The 17,530-nt window shown below is 64.0% G+C and carries 17 protein-coding genes and 2 pseudogenes; 10 read left to right on the forward strand and 9 right to left on the reverse strand.

Translation table 11 applies throughout. The annotated features are described in order from the left end of the window. Positions 1-9 precede the first annotated feature (9 nt). Both JJE66_RS07835 and mddA read right to left on the reverse strand, forming a co-directional pair. Positions 10-432 (reverse strand): GFA family protein, encoded by a 423-nt coding sequence (locus JJE66_RS07835; RefSeq protein ID WP_200513625.1) that lies wholly within the window; start codon positions 430-432, stop codon positions 10-12. Positions 433-568: 136 nt separating this feature from the next. Next, positions 569-1,357: a methanethiol S-methyltransferase gene (gene mddA / locus JJE66_RS07840; RefSeq protein ID WP_200513627.1), complete on the reverse strand. Its 789-nt coding sequence runs from the start codon at positions 1,355-1,357 to the stop codon at positions 569-571. A gap of 134 nt (positions 1,358-1,491) precedes the next feature. Here mddA and JJE66_RS07845 point away from each other — a divergent pair, with 134 nt between their 5' ends. Then, a complete protein-coding gene (locus JJE66_RS07845; RefSeq protein ID WP_200513629.1) occupies positions 1,492-3,042 on the forward strand; it encodes a winged helix-turn-helix domain-containing protein in 1,551 nt (516 codons plus the stop codon). 73 nt (positions 3,043-3,115) lie between these two features. Here JJE66_RS07845 and JJE66_RS07850 read toward each other — a convergent pair whose 3' ends face one another. The 3 genes from JJE66_RS07850 to JJE66_RS07860 form a co-directional block, all read right to left on the reverse strand. Then, a complete protein-coding gene (locus JJE66_RS07850) occupies positions 3,116-3,685 on the reverse strand; it encodes a DUF2147 domain-containing protein (RefSeq protein WP_200513630.1) in 570 nt (189 codons plus the stop codon). Positions 3,686-3,717: 32 nt separating this feature from the next. Further along, positions 3,718-4,380, reverse strand: a complete 663-nt coding sequence (locus tag JJE66_RS07855) for a DUF3313 domain-containing protein (RefSeq protein WP_200513631.1) — start codon at positions 4,378-4,380, stop codon at positions 3,718-3,720. Positions 4,381-4,633: 253 nt separating this feature from the next. Beyond that, complete coding sequence (locus tag JJE66_RS07860) at positions 4,634-5,257, reverse strand: TetR/AcrR family transcriptional regulator (RefSeq protein ID WP_200513632.1); 624 nt, start codon at positions 5,255-5,257, stop codon at positions 4,634-4,636. A gap of 216 nt (positions 5,258-5,473) precedes the next feature. On the opposite strand from JJE66_RS07860, the gene JJE66_RS07865 reads away from it, so the two are divergent. From JJE66_RS07865 to JJE66_RS07880, 4 genes are all read left to right on the forward strand, one after another. Next, a complete protein-coding gene (locus JJE66_RS07865; RefSeq protein ID WP_200513633.1) occupies positions 5,474-7,024 on the forward strand; it encodes an ABC transporter substrate-binding protein in 1,551 nt (516 codons plus the stop codon). 280 nt (positions 7,025-7,304) lie between these two features. Further along, positions 7,305-8,276: an ABC transporter permease gene (locus JJE66_RS07870; RefSeq protein WP_200513634.1), complete on the forward strand. Its 972-nt coding sequence runs from the start codon at positions 7,305-7,307 to the stop codon at positions 8,274-8,276. Beyond that, positions 8,273-9,112 carry an ABC transporter permease gene (locus tag JJE66_RS07875; protein WP_200513636.1) on the forward strand — a complete coding sequence of 280 codons (840 nt, stop codon included), beginning with the start codon at positions 8,273-8,275 and terminating at the stop codon, positions 9,110-9,112. Before JJE66_RS07870 ends, JJE66_RS07875 begins: the two co-directional genes overlap by 4 nt. Positions 9,113-9,114: 2 nt before the next feature. Continuing rightward, the gene (locus tag JJE66_RS07880) at positions 9,115-10,734 is read left to right on the forward strand and encodes an ABC transporter ATP-binding protein (protein ID WP_200513638.1); all 1,620 of its coding nucleotides are present in this window, start codon (positions 9,115-9,117) and stop codon (positions 10,732-10,734) included. Between the two features lie 11 nt (positions 10,735-10,745). Here the strand turns inward: JJE66_RS07880 and JJE66_RS37915 are convergent, their stop codons facing one another. Continuing rightward, a complete protein-coding gene (locus JJE66_RS37915) occupies positions 10,746-11,018 on the reverse strand; it encodes a hypothetical protein (protein ID WP_246756129.1) in 273 nt (90 codons plus the stop codon). Positions 11,019-11,383: 365 nt separating this feature from the next. Here JJE66_RS37915 and JJE66_RS07885 point away from each other — a divergent pair, with 365 nt between their 5' ends. Together JJE66_RS07885 and JJE66_RS07890 are read left to right on the forward strand one after the other, a co-directional pair. Then, positions 11,384-11,548: a hypothetical protein gene (locus tag JJE66_RS07885; protein ID WP_200513640.1), complete on the forward strand. Its 165-nt coding sequence runs from the start codon at positions 11,384-11,386 to the stop codon at positions 11,546-11,548. Beyond that, positions 11,545-11,754: a hypothetical protein gene (locus JJE66_RS07890; RefSeq protein WP_200513642.1), complete on the forward strand. Its 210-nt coding sequence runs from the start codon at positions 11,545-11,547 to the stop codon at positions 11,752-11,754. The genes JJE66_RS07885 and JJE66_RS07890 overlap by 4 nt, the downstream gene beginning before the upstream one ends. A gap of 13 nt (positions 11,755-11,767) precedes the next feature. Here JJE66_RS07890 and JJE66_RS37920 read toward each other — a convergent pair whose 3' ends face one another. Further along, complete coding sequence (locus JJE66_RS37920) at positions 11,768-12,058, reverse strand: hypothetical protein (protein WP_246756130.1); 291 nt, start codon at positions 12,056-12,058, stop codon at positions 11,768-11,770. Between the two features lie 367 nt (positions 12,059-12,425). On the opposite strand from JJE66_RS37920, the gene JJE66_RS07895 reads away from it, so the two are divergent. After that, the gene (locus JJE66_RS07895; RefSeq protein WP_200513643.1) at positions 12,426-12,746 is read left to right on the forward strand and encodes a hypothetical protein; all 321 of its coding nucleotides are present in this window, start codon (positions 12,426-12,428) and stop codon (positions 12,744-12,746) included. Between the two features lie 61 nt (positions 12,747-12,807). Here JJE66_RS07895 and JJE66_RS07900 read toward each other — a convergent pair. Then, positions 12,808-13,638: pseudogene (locus JJE66_RS07900) on the reverse strand (methyl-accepting chemotaxis protein); the annotation flags it as partial. Positions 13,639-13,713: 75 nt separating this feature from the next. Further along, positions 13,714-14,142, reverse strand: a pseudogene (locus JJE66_RS38610) (PAS domain-containing protein); the annotation flags it as partial. Between the two features lie 279 nt (positions 14,143-14,421). Here JJE66_RS38610 and JJE66_RS07905 point away from each other — a divergent pair. Beyond that, the gene (locus JJE66_RS07905; RefSeq protein ID WP_200513653.1) at positions 14,422-15,144 is read left to right on the forward strand and encodes an outer membrane protein; all 723 of its coding nucleotides are present in this window, start codon (positions 14,422-14,424) and stop codon (positions 15,142-15,144) included. Positions 15,145-15,310: 166 nt separating this feature from the next. After that, positions 15,311-17,464, forward strand: a complete 2,154-nt coding sequence (locus JJE66_RS07910; RefSeq protein ID WP_200513654.1) for a methyl-accepting chemotaxis protein — start codon at positions 15,311-15,313, stop codon at positions 17,462-17,464. Positions 17,465-17,530 lie beyond the last annotated feature (66 nt).

A 17,530-nucleotide genomic window follows, 5' to 3' on the forward strand; every position in this document is an offset into this window, starting at 1 on the left:
GAGGTCCTCCTATTCCTGCATCATCTCACCGCTGCCGCCGAACTCGGCGGGAAAATCCTTCAGCTTGGGCAGGCCGTCGCGCATCGGCAGCACCGTCTCGGAATAGTTGACGTGGACGCCGGGGGTGAAGGCGAGCGTGGGGAGGGTGGCGGTGAAGACGTCGATCAGGTCGAGCGGCGGGTGATTGGTCATGAGATGACCGCCGCACTTCCTGCAATATTTGCGCTGGCTCATCGGCGTCTTGGCGAAGGTCTCGACGTTCTGCGCGCCTTCGGTGATGCGCACGGCCTCCGGCTTCCACAGGCTGAAGGCGTTCACCGGTCCGCCCGACCACGAGCGGCAGGAGCGGCAATGGCAATAACCCATCGCCGCAGGCTCACCCGTGACCTCGATCGTGACCGCGCCGCAGAAGCAGTTTCCGACATGTTTCATTTCTCGTCTCCATTTACGGATAAAGTTGGAGAGGCAGGCGATCTACCTCTACTCCCTCTCCCCGCCCGCGGCGAGAGGCGAAATGGCACTTGGCCGCATCGTCCGTTCAGAGGACGCGCGCCAAGAGAGACAACACCTAGAGTGACCGGCGCCAGGGAATAAGCATCGACACCCGCTGTTTGTACTGCCGGTATTCGTCGCCGAAGAGGTCGACGAGATCGTGCTCCTCCAGCGCAATGCCGACGAAGATGTAGGCCGTGGTCACGGCCGCGAACAGGAGATGGCCTGCGGTCATGGTCGGCGCCGCCCAGAAGGCGATGATGAAGCCGAGATAGATCGGATGACGGACGAATTTGTAGAGCAGCGGCGTCTTGAACCGCGGCGGCGCGGCCTGCTTGCCGATGAGATTATTCGCCACCTGATGCAATCCGAACAATTCGAAATGGTTGATGATGAAGGTCGAGGTGAACACCAGCACCCAGCCCGCGAACGACAACGTGACCAGCGTCACGGCAAGATCGGGATTGGCGACGTCCCATATGACCATGGGCAACGGACGCCACTGCCAGAACAGGAGGAGCAATGACAGGCTGGCGAACAGCACATAGGTCGAACGCTCGACCGGCCTGGGGACGAATTGCGTCCACCACGCCTTGAAGCGCTGGCGCGCCATCACGCTGTGTTGAACGGCGAACAGCGCCATCAGAAGCAGATTGATGATCACGGCCTCGGCCATGGGCGTGTCGGTTCCGGTGTCGATGGTCTTCGGCACCACCAGCCCCATCACAAAACCGATGGCATAGACAATCGTAACGCAAAACACGAGATACGCCGCAATTCCGTACAGAAAAGCGATGAACTTGAAAACTTTCGAACCCGAAACGTCGGGCCTCAGGGAATCAACCTGATGATCAATTTGGGTCATAAACAGCTCCGTTGTGCCAAAAATTCGGCACTTCATTGGTCGCTGCACCATGCCGCATCGGAGGTCCCCTGACTTTCGTGGACGATTGATTTTCGCCTGAGACGACTTTGATTTTTGCTTGAGACGACAGAAACGTGCGATTTTTCTTTGAAAACAATGTGCTCGACGGCGATCTGCGCGAGCTGACCTGCGCCGGGACGACCGTGCCGCTGCAGCCACAGGTGTTCGATCTGCTGCTTTACCTCGTCGCGCAGCGCGCCCGCGTCGTCAGCAGGGATGATTTGATCAGCCAGATCTGGAGCGACCGAATCATCTCGGACTCCGCTCTGAACAGCCGGATCAATGCCGCGCGCAGGGCGCTCCGTGACAACGGCGCGACGCAGCGGCTGATCAAGACGATCCCGCGCAAGGGCTTTCGTTTCGTCGGCGAAGTTCGGGAAGAAGCGGCAGCAAAGCCCGCACGGGCCGGCGCCACATCCAGCCCCGCACGCGTCGCGACGGATCGTCCGGGCATCGCCGTGCTCGCCTTCGAGAACATGAGCGGCGATCCGGCCCATGATTATTTCGGCGACGGCATCAGCGAGGACATCCTCACTGCGCTGTCGAAGCAGCGCTGGTTCATCGTGATCGCCCGCAACTCGTCCTTCACCTACAAGGGGCGCGCTGTCCACATCAAGCAGATCGCCGAGGAGCTCGGCGTCCGCTACATCGTCGAGGGCAGCGTGCGCAAGGTGGACAATCGCGTGCGCATCACCGCGCAGCTCAACGACGCCACAACCGGCGGCCATCTCTGGGCCGAGCGCTACGACCGCGAGCTGGTCGACGTCTTCGCCGTGCAGGACGAGATCACCGAGCGGATCGTCGCGGCGATCGAACCGCAGATCCATGCCGCGGAGAATTTTCGCGCGCATCGAAAGCCGCCGTCGAGCCTGGACGCCTGGGACTTGCTGATGCAGGCGCTGTCGCACTACTGGCGCATTACGCCGCAGGATCATGTCGCAGCCCAGAAACTGCTCGAGCGCGCGATCGCGATCGATCCGGATTACGGCCAGGCGCTGGCGGTGCTGGCGGCAAGCCACATGTTCGGCGTGCATCTGGGCTGGGCGGAGCTGGCCACGACGGCGCCGATCGCGGAGAACGCTGCGCTCGCCGCGATGCGCTGCGACCATGAGAATGCCTGGGCCCATGCCGCGCTCGGCAGCGTCTGCTTCTCGACGCGTCGGCTTGCGGATGCGCTGTCGGAGTTCGAACGGGCGCTCGCGCTCAATCCGAACTTCTCGCTGGCACAGGGCTATTACGCGCTGGCGCTGTCCTATGCCGGAAGACCCAACGATTCGTTCGAGGCGGCGCAAAAGGCGATCAGACTCTCACCGCGCGATCCGTCGCTGGCAATCTATTACGGCATCGCCGGATATGCCCGCTTCACCGAGCGGCAGTATGACGAGGCCATCGCGCTTGCGCGCGAGGCGATCCGCCATCGTGGCGATCTCACCGGCGCCTATCGCGTGCTCGCCGTCTCTGCCGGCATGACCGGCGACAGCGCGCTGGCGGACATGGCGCTGCAGGAGCTGCGCCGCACCCAACCCAATATCTCGCTGGACTGGATCGCGACGCAGCTGCCGTGGGCCAACGATGCGGATCGCGAACACTATCTGGACGGATTTCGGCGGGCGGGGTTGCACTGAAGTCTTTTTCACTGCTGCTCGTTTTCAGGCGCAGAAGCGTCGTCCTCGTCCTTGCGCGGAGCGAAGCGATCCGCTACTTCGCCTTCACCAGCGTCGGCTTCGGGGCCGGCACGGCGGCCCATTCCTTGTCCGCGCGAGGGCCGTTGAGATCGCCGGTGAGGCCGATGAGCTGGCCGGGCTGGGCGTCGAGGGTCTGCTGCCAGGTCTGGGTCTGGCACAACAGCTTGATCAGACAGCCCTTGAGCTTGAGGCGGTCGGCGGATTCGCGCCACAGCGAGACCGAATAGAATCTGCCGTCCTCGGCATTGTAGATGTCGCCGGCGAACCGCCCCTCCGGCGTCGCCTGCAGACCCATGATCAGCTGGTGACCGAGCAGCGCGCGGGCGCGCTTGTCGGGCTCGGGATTTTCCTTGTCGCGGTAGGGCTGGCCGCGCTTGTCGGCCGGCTCCTTCATCCAGACGATGAAGCCGCAGATGCGGTCGCGCGACGGTCCGCAGCGCTCGAGCCGGATGCGGGCCCGGCCGTCCTCGACGAGCCAGGTGCCGCTTGGATCGTTGGGCGTGACCGCGCCGACCCGACCACCAAAAATCATCATCGCGATGGTAATGGCGACGCGCAGCACGAAGCGAAGGACGAAATTCATCAGCGGCACCTTTCGTTGGAGGAGTTGCGGCGTCAGTTCAGTTGCGCCATCAGGGCGTCGGCGCCCTTGTCGACGCCGGCATTGGCGGCCGCGAGCGCGCCGACGCTGGCCTTGATGTCGTAGGCGCCGGGGTATTGCTTGGTGACGTAGGCGGAGAGCAGGCGCGCGGTCGTGGCGTCGAAGATCTCGACGCCGTAGATGACCGAGCCGGTCAAGGTGCCCTCGCCGTCGCGGGCAGCCTGCACGCCGTTGTAGACGGCGCCCGCCATGTCGAAGCGGGAGAGCGTGCCGAGCACCGGCGTATTGGTGACTGCGCCGGTGAGCGTCAGCCGGATCCGCAACGTGTTCGGTGCGCGCTCGCGCACCAGCGTGAAGCGGCCGCGCAGCCGCTCGGCGAAGCGGGTCTGCATGTAGGCGGCGAGCGTCGCCTTGTCATGGTCGGAGATGTCGCCAAACTGTTGGTCCCTGCCGCGGTAGACCACGACGGGTTCGAGGATGACTTTATTGTATGCGCGCCAATCGACCGACGTGGAGTAACGGTAGGGCACGCGGCCGGAGGCATCCGCTTTGTCCGGCGCCATATAGGCCGAGGATGCCATCTCCGAATAAGGCACGGGCGCAACCGAGGCGCAGCCGGCTACGGCCGCGCCAAGCACCAGCGTTCCCAGACCGCGCAGGGCGATCGAGCGATCCATTCCAGAACTCCTTTTGCGGCTCTTCGAAAGGTGACGGCGGCCGCAGCCGTCTGCGGGACCAGAGACGGCTGCGGCCTTCACCATTGCCAGCCCAAGGCATCGTCCGGGGCCATGTCAGACGCCTTGGACCGCTTCAGTGTTTCCGTTTTATAAAACCGACCAGGCGGTTTGTAAACTGCAAAAATGATGACTGGTGCATTTGGCCGCAGACGCGGCTTTGGGCAGCGGGCCTTCGGAAATCGTTGACTTTGAATCAGGCGCGCTTGCGCGCGGTCGGGCTCTTCGGCGCCGTGCCGCCGCGCGGCTTGGCCTGCTTGTCCAGCGCGCTCCACTGGCTGTCGTCGAGCAGGCGCGCGAACAGGCGCTCGCGCTCCGCCTTGGGAAGCGGCGACATGCCGAATAGCTCGCCAAGGAGGAGCCCGCGGGCGGCCGCCCAGCGCAGCATGGCGAGATCCGGATCGGAGGCCTCGGACTTGATCGCCGCGATCGTCTTCAGATCGCTGTCGCGCGGCAGCGCCATCAAGTCCGGATTTGCGACCATTGCCGCGAGCAGCGCGAGCGCCGCCGAATTGGGCGTGTTGGCGGCCTCCCGCACGGTTGCGATTTCGGTGGCGAGTTCGGGGTTTTCGGACTCCGCGCGCGCCTTGGCGCGGTAAGGCGCCGCGAATTGCTCGAAATGCGCCATCTGACGCTCGAGCAATGCCTTCAGCACCGCGTCCTTGGTGCGGAATTGATGCATCACGCCGCCCTTGCTGAGGCCGCTCTCGCGCGCGATCGCATCGAGCGTCAGCCGGCCCGGCCCGTCACGCGCGATGATGGCGAGCGCAGCATCGAGCGCAGCGTTGCGGGATCGTTCGGAGCGTGTCGCGTTGTCCATGGCGGACTTGTCTCCGTGACAGGACAATGAATCAAGTGAAAACAGGACGCGCTGTACATTTTTTGTGCGAACACTGTCGAGACTTTCATCTTGCGGCGCCGAACGAGACTATGTGAGCCTCGATGCCGGATGGGGACCGGGATGGGCCGGCCGTTGCTTTGCGCGCGAGGACGTCGCGAAGCTTTGACGGCCGGTCGTGCTTGAGAAAGATACGACATGTCGAAACGAGTGTTGCTTGGTCTCCTCCTGGCTTGCGGCCTCACGGCCTCGGCGCTGGCGCAAGAGGCGAAAATGGGGGGCACGATCAATGCGGTGATCCAGCCCGAGCCGCCCGGCCTGATGCTTGCGATGATCCAGAACGGCCCGACCCAGATGGTCTCGGGCAACATTTTCGAGGGCCTGCTGCGCTACAGCCCCAAGCTCGAGCCGCAACCCGAGCTCGCCGAGAGCTGGAGCGTCAGCGAGGACGCCAAGACCTACACCTTCAAGCTCAGGAAGGGCGTGACCTGGCATGACGGCAAGCCCTTCACCGCCGCCGACGTGCTGTTCTCGATCGAGATGCTGAAGCAGACGCACGCGCGCGCACGCGCCAATTTGATGCAGGTCGACAAGGTCGAGGCGCCCGACGACTACACCGTGGTGTTCACGCTGAAGCAGCCATTCGGCCCGTTCCTCGGCATCTTCGAGGTCGGATCGATGCCGATGGTGCCGAAGCATCTCTATGAAGGCACCGACTGGAAGACCAATCCCTACAACAACGCGCCGGTCGGCACCGGCCCCTTCATGTTCAAGGAATGGCAGAAGGGCTCGTTTATCCGGCTGGTCAAGAATCCGAACTATTACGAGAAGGGCAAACCCTATATCGACGAGATCTACTGGCAGATCATTCCCGACGCGGCTGCGCGATCGGTGGCGTATGAGACCGGCAAGGTCGACGTGCTGCCCGGCGGTTCGGTCGAGAATTTCGATGTGCCGCGGCTGTCCAAGCTGAAGGACACCTGCGTCACCGGCGCCGGCTGGGAGTTCTTCTCGCCGCTGGCCTGGCTGTGGCTGAACAACCGGCAGGGTCCGCTCGCGGACAAGCGGGTGCGGCAGGCGATCATGTATGCGATCGACCGCGACTTCGCCAAGGACGTGATCTGGAACGGGCTCGGCAAGGTCGCGACCGGTCCGTCGGCCTCGACCATCAAGTACTACACCGGCGACGTGCCGAAATACCCCTACGACCCGGCCAAGGCCAAGGCGCTGCTGAAGGAAGCCGGCTACAAGGGCGAGAAGATCCGGATGTTGCCGCTCGCCTATGGCGAGACCTGGCAGCGCTGGGGTGAAGCCGTGAAGCAGAACCTCATCGACGTCGGCATGAACATCGAGACGATCTCGACCGACGTCGCCGGCGGCAACCAGAAGATCGGCGACTGGGACTACGACATCGCCTTCACCTATCTCTACCAGTACGGCGATCCCGCGCTCGGCGTCGGCCGCAACTACGTCTCCAGCGCCATTGCCAAGGGCCAGGTGTTCAACAACGTCGAGGGCTATTCGAATCCCGATATCGACAAGCTGTTCGCCGACGGCGCGGTCGCAACCCCGGATTCCAAGCGCAAGGAGATCTACGAGAAAGCGCAGAAGATTCTGGTCGACGACGTGCCGGTGGCCTGGATGCTGGAATTGCAATTCCCGACCATCACGCGCTGCAAGGTCAAGAACCTGATCACGACCGCGATCGGGGTCAATGACGGCTTCAAGGACGCATGGCTCGACAAGTGAGGGCTGCATGCAACCGCGGCCACCTAACGCCACGGTGTCGCTCCAAGGCTACGAACTGGTTTCACGATGAAATCGTATCGAGACGCTGAGGCATCGGCGGCGCCCACCTCTCCCATAGGGAGAGGTCGGATCGCATCGTCGGATGCGATCCGGGTGAGGGGTTGCACTCCCTCGTGGGACCAGATCCCCCTCACCCGCGCCTTTGGCGCGACCTCTCCCCATCGGGGAGAGGTGCTCCTCGCGGCGAGACCGCCTCAACCAACTGGCAAACGAATCTAAGATGCTCTCCTTCGTTGCTCAGCGTGTCGTGAAGGGCGTGATCGTCCTGCTTGCGATCGTCGTCCTCAACTTCTTCCTGATCCGGCTTGCGCCCGGCGACCCCGCTGTCGTGATGGCGGGCGAGGCCGGGGCCAGCGACCAGGTCTTCGTTCAACAACTCCGGGAAAAATTCGGCCTCGACAAGCCGTTGCCCGAGCAGCTGTTCATCTACGTCAAGGGCATCGCGACCTTCGATCTCGGCTTCTCTTTCCGCCAGCAGGCACCGGTGGCGAAGCTGATCGCGGAACGGCTGCCGGCGACGCTGCTGTTGACGCTCACCGCGTTCGCGATCTCGCTCGCGCTCGGCGTTCTCTTCGGCACCTTCGCCGCGCGTTTTGCAGGGACCTTCCTCGACACCGCCATCACGATCTTTGCGCTGATCTTCTACGCCATGCCGATCTTCTGGGTGGCGCTGATGGGAATCCTGTTGTTCTCGGTCACCGTGGATTGGCTGCCGAGCTTCGGCTACGAGACCGTCGGCGCCAACTACACCGGGCTTGCTCATGTCGTCGACGTCGGCGCGCACCTGATCATGCCGGCGATGACGCTCGGCTTGTTCTTCATGGCGACCTACACCCGCATGACGCGCGCCTCGATGTTGGAGGTGAAGCGGCTCGACTTCGTCAAGACCGCGCGCGCCAAGGGCCTCAGCGATGCCGTGATCCAGCGACGCCATGTGCTGCGCAACGCGCTGCTGCCGGTGGTGACGCTCGCCGGCGTGCATGCCGGCACGCTGATCGGCGGCGCCGTCATCACCGAGACCGTGTTCGCCTGGCCCGGCATCGGGCGGCTGATGTACGACGCGCTGCTGCAGCGCGACTACAATCTGCTGCTCGGCGTCTTCGTGACCTGCTCGATCATGGTGCTGATCTTCAACCTCATCACCGACCTCGTCTATCGCCTGGTCGACCCACGCATCGAATTCGCCGCATGAAACAGTTCTGGAAATCGATGCTGCGGAGCCCGAGTGGCGTCATCGGGCTCGTCATCCTGCTGCTCGCGATCGGGATCGCGGTGTTCGGGCCGATGCTGTTCCCGAATTCGCCATGGCGCATGGTGCAGCGGCCGTTCCTGCCGCCCTTCACGCTCTCGACCGTGCCGCTCGGCACCGACGCGCTCGGCCGGGACGTGTTCGCCGGCATGATTTTTGGCGCACGCGTCTCCTTGCTTGTCGGGCTCGTCTCGACGCTGGTCGCGCTGGTGGTCGGCGTGCCCATCGGCGCCATGGCCGGCTATTTCGGCGGCAAGGTCGACGACGCCCTGATGCGTTTCACCGAGTTCTTCCAGACCATCCCGAGCTTCGCGCTCGCGATCGTGCTGGTCGCGATCCTGCAACCCTCGATCTACTCGATCGTGGCCTCGATCGCGGTGGTGAGCTGGCCGCCGGTTGCGCGCCTCGTGCGCGGCGAGGTGCTGTCGCTGCGCACACGTGAGTATGTCCAGGCCGCCGTGGTCACGGGCCAGAGCAACACCTGGATCATTTTGCGCGAGATCCTGCCCAATGCGCTGTCGCCGGTGATCGTGCTGGCCTCGCTGATGGTGGCAACCGCGATCCTGCTGGAATCGTCGCTGTCGTTTCTCGGCCTCGGCGATCCCAATCTGATCTCCTGGGGTTACATGGTCGGCGCCGGCCGCACCGTGATCCGCCAGGCCTGGTGGATCACCGTGTTTCCCGGCGTCGCGATCCTAATCTCGGTGCTCGGGCTGAACCTGATCGGCGAAGGCCTCAACGACGCGCTCAATCCGCGTCTGTCGCGGGAAGGACGCTGACGATGACCGCCCCGCCCGCCGTCTCGATCAAGAATCTGCGGCTCGCGCTGCCCAAAGGCGCCGAGCGTCCGTTCGCCGTCGACGGCGTCTCGCTGGATCTGCGGCCCGGCAAGATCGTCTGCGTCGTCGGCGAATCCGGCTCCGGCAAGTCGATGTGCGCGCATGCGCTGATGGGTCTCTTGCCCGACACGGTGTCGGTCACATCAGGCGAGATCCAGTTCGAAGGCTGCGACCTGCTCAAGCTCGATGACGACAATTGGCGCGATTTGCGTGGCCGCCGCCTCGCGATGATCTTCCAGGAGCCGATGACCGCGCTCAATCCGTTGATGCGGATCGGGGACCAGATGGTGGAGATGTTCGAGGCGCACGATCTGCTGACGCCCAGGGAGCGCCGCGCCAAGGCATTGTCGCTGGCGCGCGAGGTCGGCCTGCCCGACCCCGAACGCATCGTGCGCGCCTATCCGCACCAGCTCTCCGGCGGCCAGCGCCAGCGCGCCATGATCGCGATGGCGCTCGCGCTCGAGCCGGCCGTGTTGGTCGCGGACGAGCCGACCACCGCGCTCGATGTCACGACGCAGGCGCAGATCCTGAAACTGATCCGCAACCTGCAGCGCAACCGCAACATGGCGGTGATGTTCATCACGCATGATTTCGGCGTGGTCGCCGACATCGCCGACCAGGTCGTGGTGCTCAGGCACGGCAAGGTCGTCGAGGAGGGCCCCGCCGCGGTGGTCTTCAACGAACCGCAGCACGATTACACCAAAGCGCTGCTCGCCGCCGTACCGTCGATGCACCCGCCGGCGCGCGCGCCTCTCGATCATCAGGCCAGGGCGGTCGAGGTGATCGGCCTCGACAAGACCTACGTCACCTCAGGCGGCTGGTTTCGCGAGGATCGCCGCGTCGATGCGGCGCGCGAGGTCAATTTCAACATCCTGAAGGGCGAGACGCTCGGCCTCGTCGGCGAATCCGGCTCCGGCAAATCGTCGGTGGCGCGCCTCGTGATGCGGCTGATCGAAGCCGACCGCGGCACGGTGCGGATCGGCGACACCGATCTCACACAGCTTTCCGGCAGGGCGCTGCGCGCCGAGCGCCACCGCATCCAGATGATCTTTCAGGATCCGTTCGCCTCGCTCAATCCGCGCCGCAAGATCGGCCACATCATCGCCGACGGCCCGATCGCGGCCGGCACTGCCCCGAAGGTCGCGTTCGACCGCGCGCGCGATCTCCTGAGAATGGTCGGTCTCGACGCGGGCGCGCTCGACCGCTACCCGCACGAGTTCTCCGGTGGTCAGCGCCAGCGTGTCGGCATTGCACGCGCGCTCGCGCTCGAGCCGGAGATCATCGTCGCCGATGAAGCCGTGTCCGCGCTCGACGTCTCCGTGCAGGCGCAGGTGCTGAGATTGCTTGGAGATATCAAGACGCGCCTCGGCCTGTCGATGCTGTTCATCACCCATGATCTGCGCGTCGCCGCCCAGATCTGCGACCGCATCGCAGTGATGCAGCGTGGCGCGATCGTCGAGCTGAAGGCGACCGCGCAGCTCTTTGCCGCGCCAGAGCACCCCTACACCCGCGAACTGCTCGCGGCGGTGCCGGGACAGAAGGAGCGCGCGCCGGCGGCGTGAGGTCAGCGCGGTTACTGCTTGGCCGGAGGATTCGTGTTTTTCCAGGTGGGGACTGAGTTAGTCACACCGACGGAAGGTTGGTTGGACGTTCCGATCGACGGCGCGGTAACCGTCCCGACAGTCTGTCCGGAACTTCCATAAGTGCCTTGCTGTGCCGGTGCTCCGGGGCGCACGCTCGTGCTGCCTTGTGTACCCGTCCCGGACGTCTGTGCGCTCACAGCAAATGGCGTCGCCGCAAATCCGAGAGCGACAAGTGCAACAATGGAGCGTCTCGTTCTCGTCATGGCTGATCCTTTTGGTACTATCCCTCAGCCGCATCGGCCGGCGCTGGGGCGAACCGCTCGTGAACTGAACCTACGGACAACGCCACGCGCGCGAAAATGTGCCGTAACATGCACACACCGCGGGTCCTGACATTCCATCACGATGCTGCGACGAACGGCTCCGGCCCGGCCCCGGTGAGCGCGCGCCGCGGCACGAGGCAGACGCTTCACTCCGGTATCCCGTTCCGCCCCCCGCATCGGAGCAGTCACGGGCTTTTTATCCCGCATGACCGAACTCATAGCTGCAAACCCGAATGTCGTCCCCTACATCCCTATTGAATGATTATCATCATTTTAAAACGGATCACCGATCCAACGGAGCCGACATGGGCCAGGTTATTCAGTTTGTCTCGAAGTCCGATCGCGAGCGTATCCGCCTTATCCAGGAGGCCCGCGCAATCTACGACAGCATCTTCCCGCCGGCGGATCCGGTCAGCGAGCAGCCGGACGGAACGAATATCCGTCGCGGCGACGGGGGCAACCTCGCGTGATCAAGATCATAGCCGTGCTCTGCAGCCTTGCCTCGCCGGCGAATTGCCACGAGCAGATCGTCACCACGTCGGACTTCGCCGACGTCTCGATGCAGTCCTGCATGATGGGCGCGCCGCAGCTCGCCGAATGGATGAACCAGCATCCGGCCGAGCGGCTGGCGGGATGGCGCTGCGTGATCGGCCAACAGGGCAGCAGGGGCGCATGATATTGGAGGCTCCCTACCTGACGGGCGGGTTCGTATTGCTCCAGGTCGGGACTGCATTGGTTACGCCGACCGACGGCCAATTATACGTTCCGATCGATGGCGCCGTGACCGTTCCGATCGACTGTCCCGAACTTCCATAAGTCCTGGGCTGCGTCGCGGTCACTCCAGGGCTTCCATAGGTTGTGGCCGGCACGGTCGTGCTGATGTGCCTGCTGGATCTGTGCCCCTTCGCTTCGGCCGCGAAGGGCGCCGCCGCCAGCCCGACAGCGACAAGTGCCGCAATAGAGAGCTTGGTTCTTGTCATGGCTGTTCCTCTCGTTGCTTGCCCCCTTACAAGTCGTTCGTTGGTCAGACCGTTTCAATACACCACAGGCTTACAACTCCGTGTGCCGCGACATGTACGGGAGCGCAGGCGGTGGCGCGATCAGCGCCGCCGCGGACGGCTGGCCTTGCGGCTATGGCGCTCCTTCACGGTGGCGACCCAATTCACCGGTGGGCGGATAAATCGACTGAACGACATCCCCCGACAGGGGCAGCTTGAACACGGGCATGGAATTCCCCTCGCTGACGCTCGACCGGGGCGGAGATATTACCACGATCATGGCCGCCTTCGGATGGACCCGAATCAGCGCTACTGCACTCGCTTCGACGACTTCGCGGATTGAGGTGACATGACCGGCCCCGAACTGAAGCAACTCCGTGACGACCTCTCCGAGGCCATCGAGCGCAAGCTCACCGCGGCCGACATGGCGAAGCTGTGCGCATTGCCTGAGAAGGGTGGCGCCGACACGATCCGGCGCTGGGAGGTGAGCGGACCGACGCTCGCCGCGACCAAGGTGCTGCGCGTGCTGGCGATGGCAAGCGAGCGCTATCCGATCCTGGAGAAGTTCGACATTTTCGATCGCCACGACGTGCGTGAGGAAGACCGACCCGCAAAGCGCGCGGCCTTCCGCGCCCAGATGCGCGAGGAGGTTCGGCGGCGTCTTGGTTGAGGCTACCCGGTGTCGTCAATCACGGCGCAACTCGGCACGCCGTCGACGCCGCCGAGTCAAATCAGGCAGACTGCACCGTCTTCAGGAACCGGCTCACCTCGTCCCTCAGGCGTTGGCTTTCGCCCGACAGCGACTTTGCCGCCAAAAAGACTTGGGAGGACGCCGAACCGGTATCTGTGGTTCCGCGCTGCACATCCAGGATATTGGCGGAGACCCGCTGCGTGCCCTCTGCCGCCTGCTGGACGTGGCGGGAAATCTCCTGCGTCGCCGTGCCTTGCTCTTCAACGGCAGCAGCAACGGCCGAGGCAATTTCCGACAGCCTCTCGATTGTTCCGCTGATCTCTCCGATGGCGCCGACCGACTCCTGCGTTGCGGCCTGGATGCCACTGATCTGCTGACCGATTTCACCTGTAGCCTTTGCCGTCTGCTCGGCCAGCGCCTTCACCTCGGAAGCGACCACGGCGAAGCCGCGGCCGGCCTCGCCGGCGCGCGCGGCCTCGATGGTCGCGTTCAACGCCAGCAAATTGGTCTGGCCGGCGATGCTGTTGATCAGCTCGACAACGTCACCAATGCGGGCCGCCGCCTTGGACAATTCGCTGACGCGATCGGTGGTCTTGCGTGCCTGCCCGACCGCCTCATTGGCGATGCGAGCCGATTCCTGCACCTGCCGGCTGATTTCCCTGACAGAGGATGACAATTCCTCGGCGGACGAAGCGACCGATTGAACGTTGTTCGAAGCTTCCTCGGAAGCTCCCGCGACGGTGGCTGTCAAGCGTTGCGAGCGTTGGGCCGTGGCGGTCAATCCGGTCGCCGAGTTCTCGAGCTCCGACGAGGCGGAGGAGACGGTCGCCACGATCTTGCCGATGACATCTTCGAAATCGACGGCCAGCTTGCGAAGCAGCAATTTCTTTTCTTCATCCCCCTTCATCAGCCCATCGATTTCGACCAATGATCCGCAGGCGCGTCGCGGCTTGCGATTCTCGTCGAGCACGACGCCGCCGGTTGCCCGGAACCAGCGATAACTTCCGTCCCGGGCTTTCAAACGATACTTCACGTCGTAGCCGATCCCGGTTTGGCAGGTCGAGCCGAAGGCGGCAAATGTGGGGGCGACATCGTCCGGGTGAAGGCGGTCCGACCAGGATTGCACGACGTTGGGGAATTCGGCCTCCGTCTTGAAGCCGAGGAGGCGCCGGAACTCGGACGACCAGGTCCACTGCGCCTTAGCGTGCATCGCATCGCCTTCATGGAAGATTGCGTCCCACAATCCGACGCCGCAATGTAGCGACAGCGTGTCGAGCCACTCGGCCTTGCGAAGCAAGGCCTGATTTGTAAAGCGTCCCTTGAACATGCTCGTCCCCAAAAGTGCTGTCGCGGACAAAACATCCGGACGACGCATTGCCTCTGCGCAGCCGGAAGAGTTCCACGCTTGCGTTAATGCGGCGTTAGCCTTGACGACCGGAAAACTGCGGTGCTCGACGGGGTTAAGGCTTTCTTCACTGCTCCCTGGGCTTCACCGCTCATTAACTCCGCGTTAGGCACGCGCAACGTTTTGAGGCCATCGGAGGTCGCTGTGCCATGCATGTGACAGCATTTTAGTCAAAAGCAAGCTATCTGCAAAACCAACGACGGCGCGGACAGCGCGCCTGCCGGGGACCATGTGTTTGGAGTTTGGACGATGAAGAAGATTCTGTTTGCGACCGTTGCACTGCTCTCGGTGGGCGCGGCTGCGCCGGCAGTCGGTGCCGATCTCGGCGCCCGCCCCTATTACAACAAGGCGCCGGCCTATGCCGCGCCGATCTACAACTGGACCGGATTCTACATCGGTGCGCATGTCGGCGGCGCGTTCTCCAGCGACAACAATTTCAACGGCCTCTCCACCGGCAACAACGGCAATGGCCGTTTCCTCGGCGGTCTGCAGGCCGGTGCGGACTGGCAGGTCAACCCGAACTTCGTGGTCGGCACTGAGGCCCAATATTCCTGGCTTTCCGGCAATGTCGGCGCGGTGTTCCCGGGCGGCGTGGCCTACACCAACGACCAGCGCGGCCTCGGCTCGATCACCGGCCGTCTCGGCTACACCTGGGGCCCGGGCCTGGTCTACGTGAAGGGCGGTTACGCCTATTCGGACAACAACGAGAAAGTGACGATCGGCGGCGTGCCGACCGGCTTCATCATCGATGGCGATCATCGCAACGGCTACACCGTCGGCGCCGGCCTCGAATACATGTTCGCCCCGAACTGGTCGGCCAAGGCCGAGTACCAGTACTACAATTTCGGCGACGCGCACTTCACCGCAGGCCCACTGGTAGGCACCGGCAACTTCACCACCGACGATCACACCTTCAAGGCCGGCGTCAACTACCGCTTCAATTGGGCGAGCCCGATGGTCGCGCGCTACTGATCGCGCCGGAAAAAACTCTTCACAATCAAGGGCCGGCATCGTTGCCGGCCCTTTCATTTTTCGCTCTGCGGAACTAGCCAAGCAATTGTGCAACTTGCGATTTTTTAACCCGCTGCAGGGATACTCCGTGTCGAAAACATAAGATTACGGGTGTGGGGGAATTTCGATGGCGATCCGTCTGGGTATTGGCCGTGTCCTTGGCCGTTTCAAGCCGCGCTTCAAAATGCCGAAATGGGGCCTGCGCGGCAGCCTGTTCGCGGCTTTCGCCGTGATCGCGGGCATGGGCCTCGTGATCGCAGCCGGCGCCGGCTTCGTGTTCAACCATCTCGGATCGACCATGATGGACCTGAGCGGCCGCGATATCCCGCGTCTTTCCGCCAGCCTTCAGCTCGCCTCGCAGAGCGCGACGCTCGCAGCGCAGGGCCCGGGCCTGCTCGCTTCGCCCAGCGATGATGCTTTGAACGAGCGCACCAAGAACGTGAAGGACATCCAGCAACAGGCGATGGCCAAGCTCGGTGAGATCATCGAGCTCGGCGCCGACCAGCAGACTGCGAACGCGCTCCGCGACACCGCCAAGAGCATCGACGATGCCACGCAGAGCCTCGTGTCGGCGGCGCGCGAACGACTCGACACCGGCGCGCTCCACGACAAGCAGTATGAAGCACTGCGCAAGGCCCAGATCTCCTTCGTCGGCGCCGCAGGCCCGGCCATGCTGGATGCGCAGACGCGCCTCAACGCGATCCTCGGCGCGGCGGACGTGTCGGCCGATGATGCCACCGAGGCCGCCCGCACCGTCGCCCAGGTCTCGACCGTCTCCGCCAATGGCAATCTGATGGCCGCCGACATGATGGCGGCACTCTCGGCCAACAGCAGCGATACGCTCGAAGCGATCGAGAAGGAATTCAAGACGACACGCGACCGCGTCAAGTCCAACCTCGAGGACATCCCGAACATTCCCTCGATGCAGGCCGTGCGCGACGCCGTGCAGAAGCTGTTCGCCTTTGGCGAGGGCAAGACCGGCGTCTTCAAGATCCGCCAGAAGGAGCTCGACTCCATCGACTACGGCCAGACCATTTTGGACGAGACCCGCAAGCTCAATGTCGGCCTCGGCATCAGCGTACAGCAGCTGGTCGATGGCGTGCAGAAGGAGACCAACGCATCGACGTTCCAGGCGCGCCAGGAGATTTCGCTTGCCACGACCGCAATGCTGGCGCTCGGCGGGCTCACCTTGGTCGGCTCGGCGCTGTTCGTCTGGCTGTATGTCGGCCGCAACATCCTGCGCCGCATCCGTGAGCTTCAGCGCGCGATGCAGCTGCTCTCGGCCGGCGACCTCGATACCGAGATCGTCCGCTCCCGGCAGAACGACGAGATCGGCGTGATGAAGGAAACGCTGACGGTGTTCCGCGACAGCATGATCGAGGCCCGGGCGCTTGCCGGCGAGCAGGACAAGGATCGCGTCATCAAGGCCGAGCGTGCCGCGCATATGGAGGCGAAGATTGCGGAGTTCGAGCGCACGGTGCGCACCGCGCTCGACAATCTGGCGCAATCGGCCAATTCGATGCAGGCGACCGCGCAGAGCATGTCGAACACCGCGGATCAGTCCAATGCGCTGGTGAACGCAGTCGCCTCCGCCGCCGAGGAGACCTCGGTCAATGTGCAGACCGTGTCGTCCGGCACCGAGCAGCTGTCGTCCTCGATCGAGGAGATCAGCAAGCAGGTCGTGACCTCGGCTGCGATCGCCAAGAAGGCGGTGGATGAGGCCGGCGCCACCGACAGCACGGTGCAGAGCCTGGCCGACGGCGCGAGCCGCATCAGCGTCGTGGTCGACCTGATCCAGACGATTGCGTCGCAGACCAATCTGCTCGCGCTCAACGCCACCATCGAGGCGGCGCGCGCGGGCGAGGCCGGCCGCGGCTTCGCAGTGGTTGCTTCGGAGGTGAAGAGCCTCGCGAGCCAGACCGCGAAGGCAACGGAGGAGATCCGAACCCAGATCGCCAGCATGCAGCAGGCCACAACCTCGGCGGTCGGCGCCATCCAGGGCATCGGCCGGATCATCGGCGAGATCGACAACGTCACGACGACGATCGCGGCGGCAGTCGAGGAACAAGGCGCGGCCACCCGCGAGATCGCCCGCAACATCCAGCACGCGGCCGGGGGCACCAGCGAGGTCTCCAGCAACATCGTCGGTGTCTCCACGGCCTCGGCCGAGGCCGGCGCTGCGGCGACCGAAGTGCTGAGTGCCTCCGACGCGCTCCGACGCGAGGCCGACATGCTGCGCGGCGAGATCGACGCGTTCCTCAACAACATGCGGGCTGCGTAGGTCGCCGACCCGTAGCCCGGATGGAGCGGAGCGCAATCCGGGGCGTTCACGCTTGCGGCGATGTCC

Source organism: Bradyrhizobium diazoefficiens (assembly GCF_016612535.1).
Taxonomy (GTDB): Bacteria; Pseudomonadota; Alphaproteobacteria; order Rhizobiales; family Xanthobacteraceae; genus Bradyrhizobium; species Bradyrhizobium diazoefficiens_C.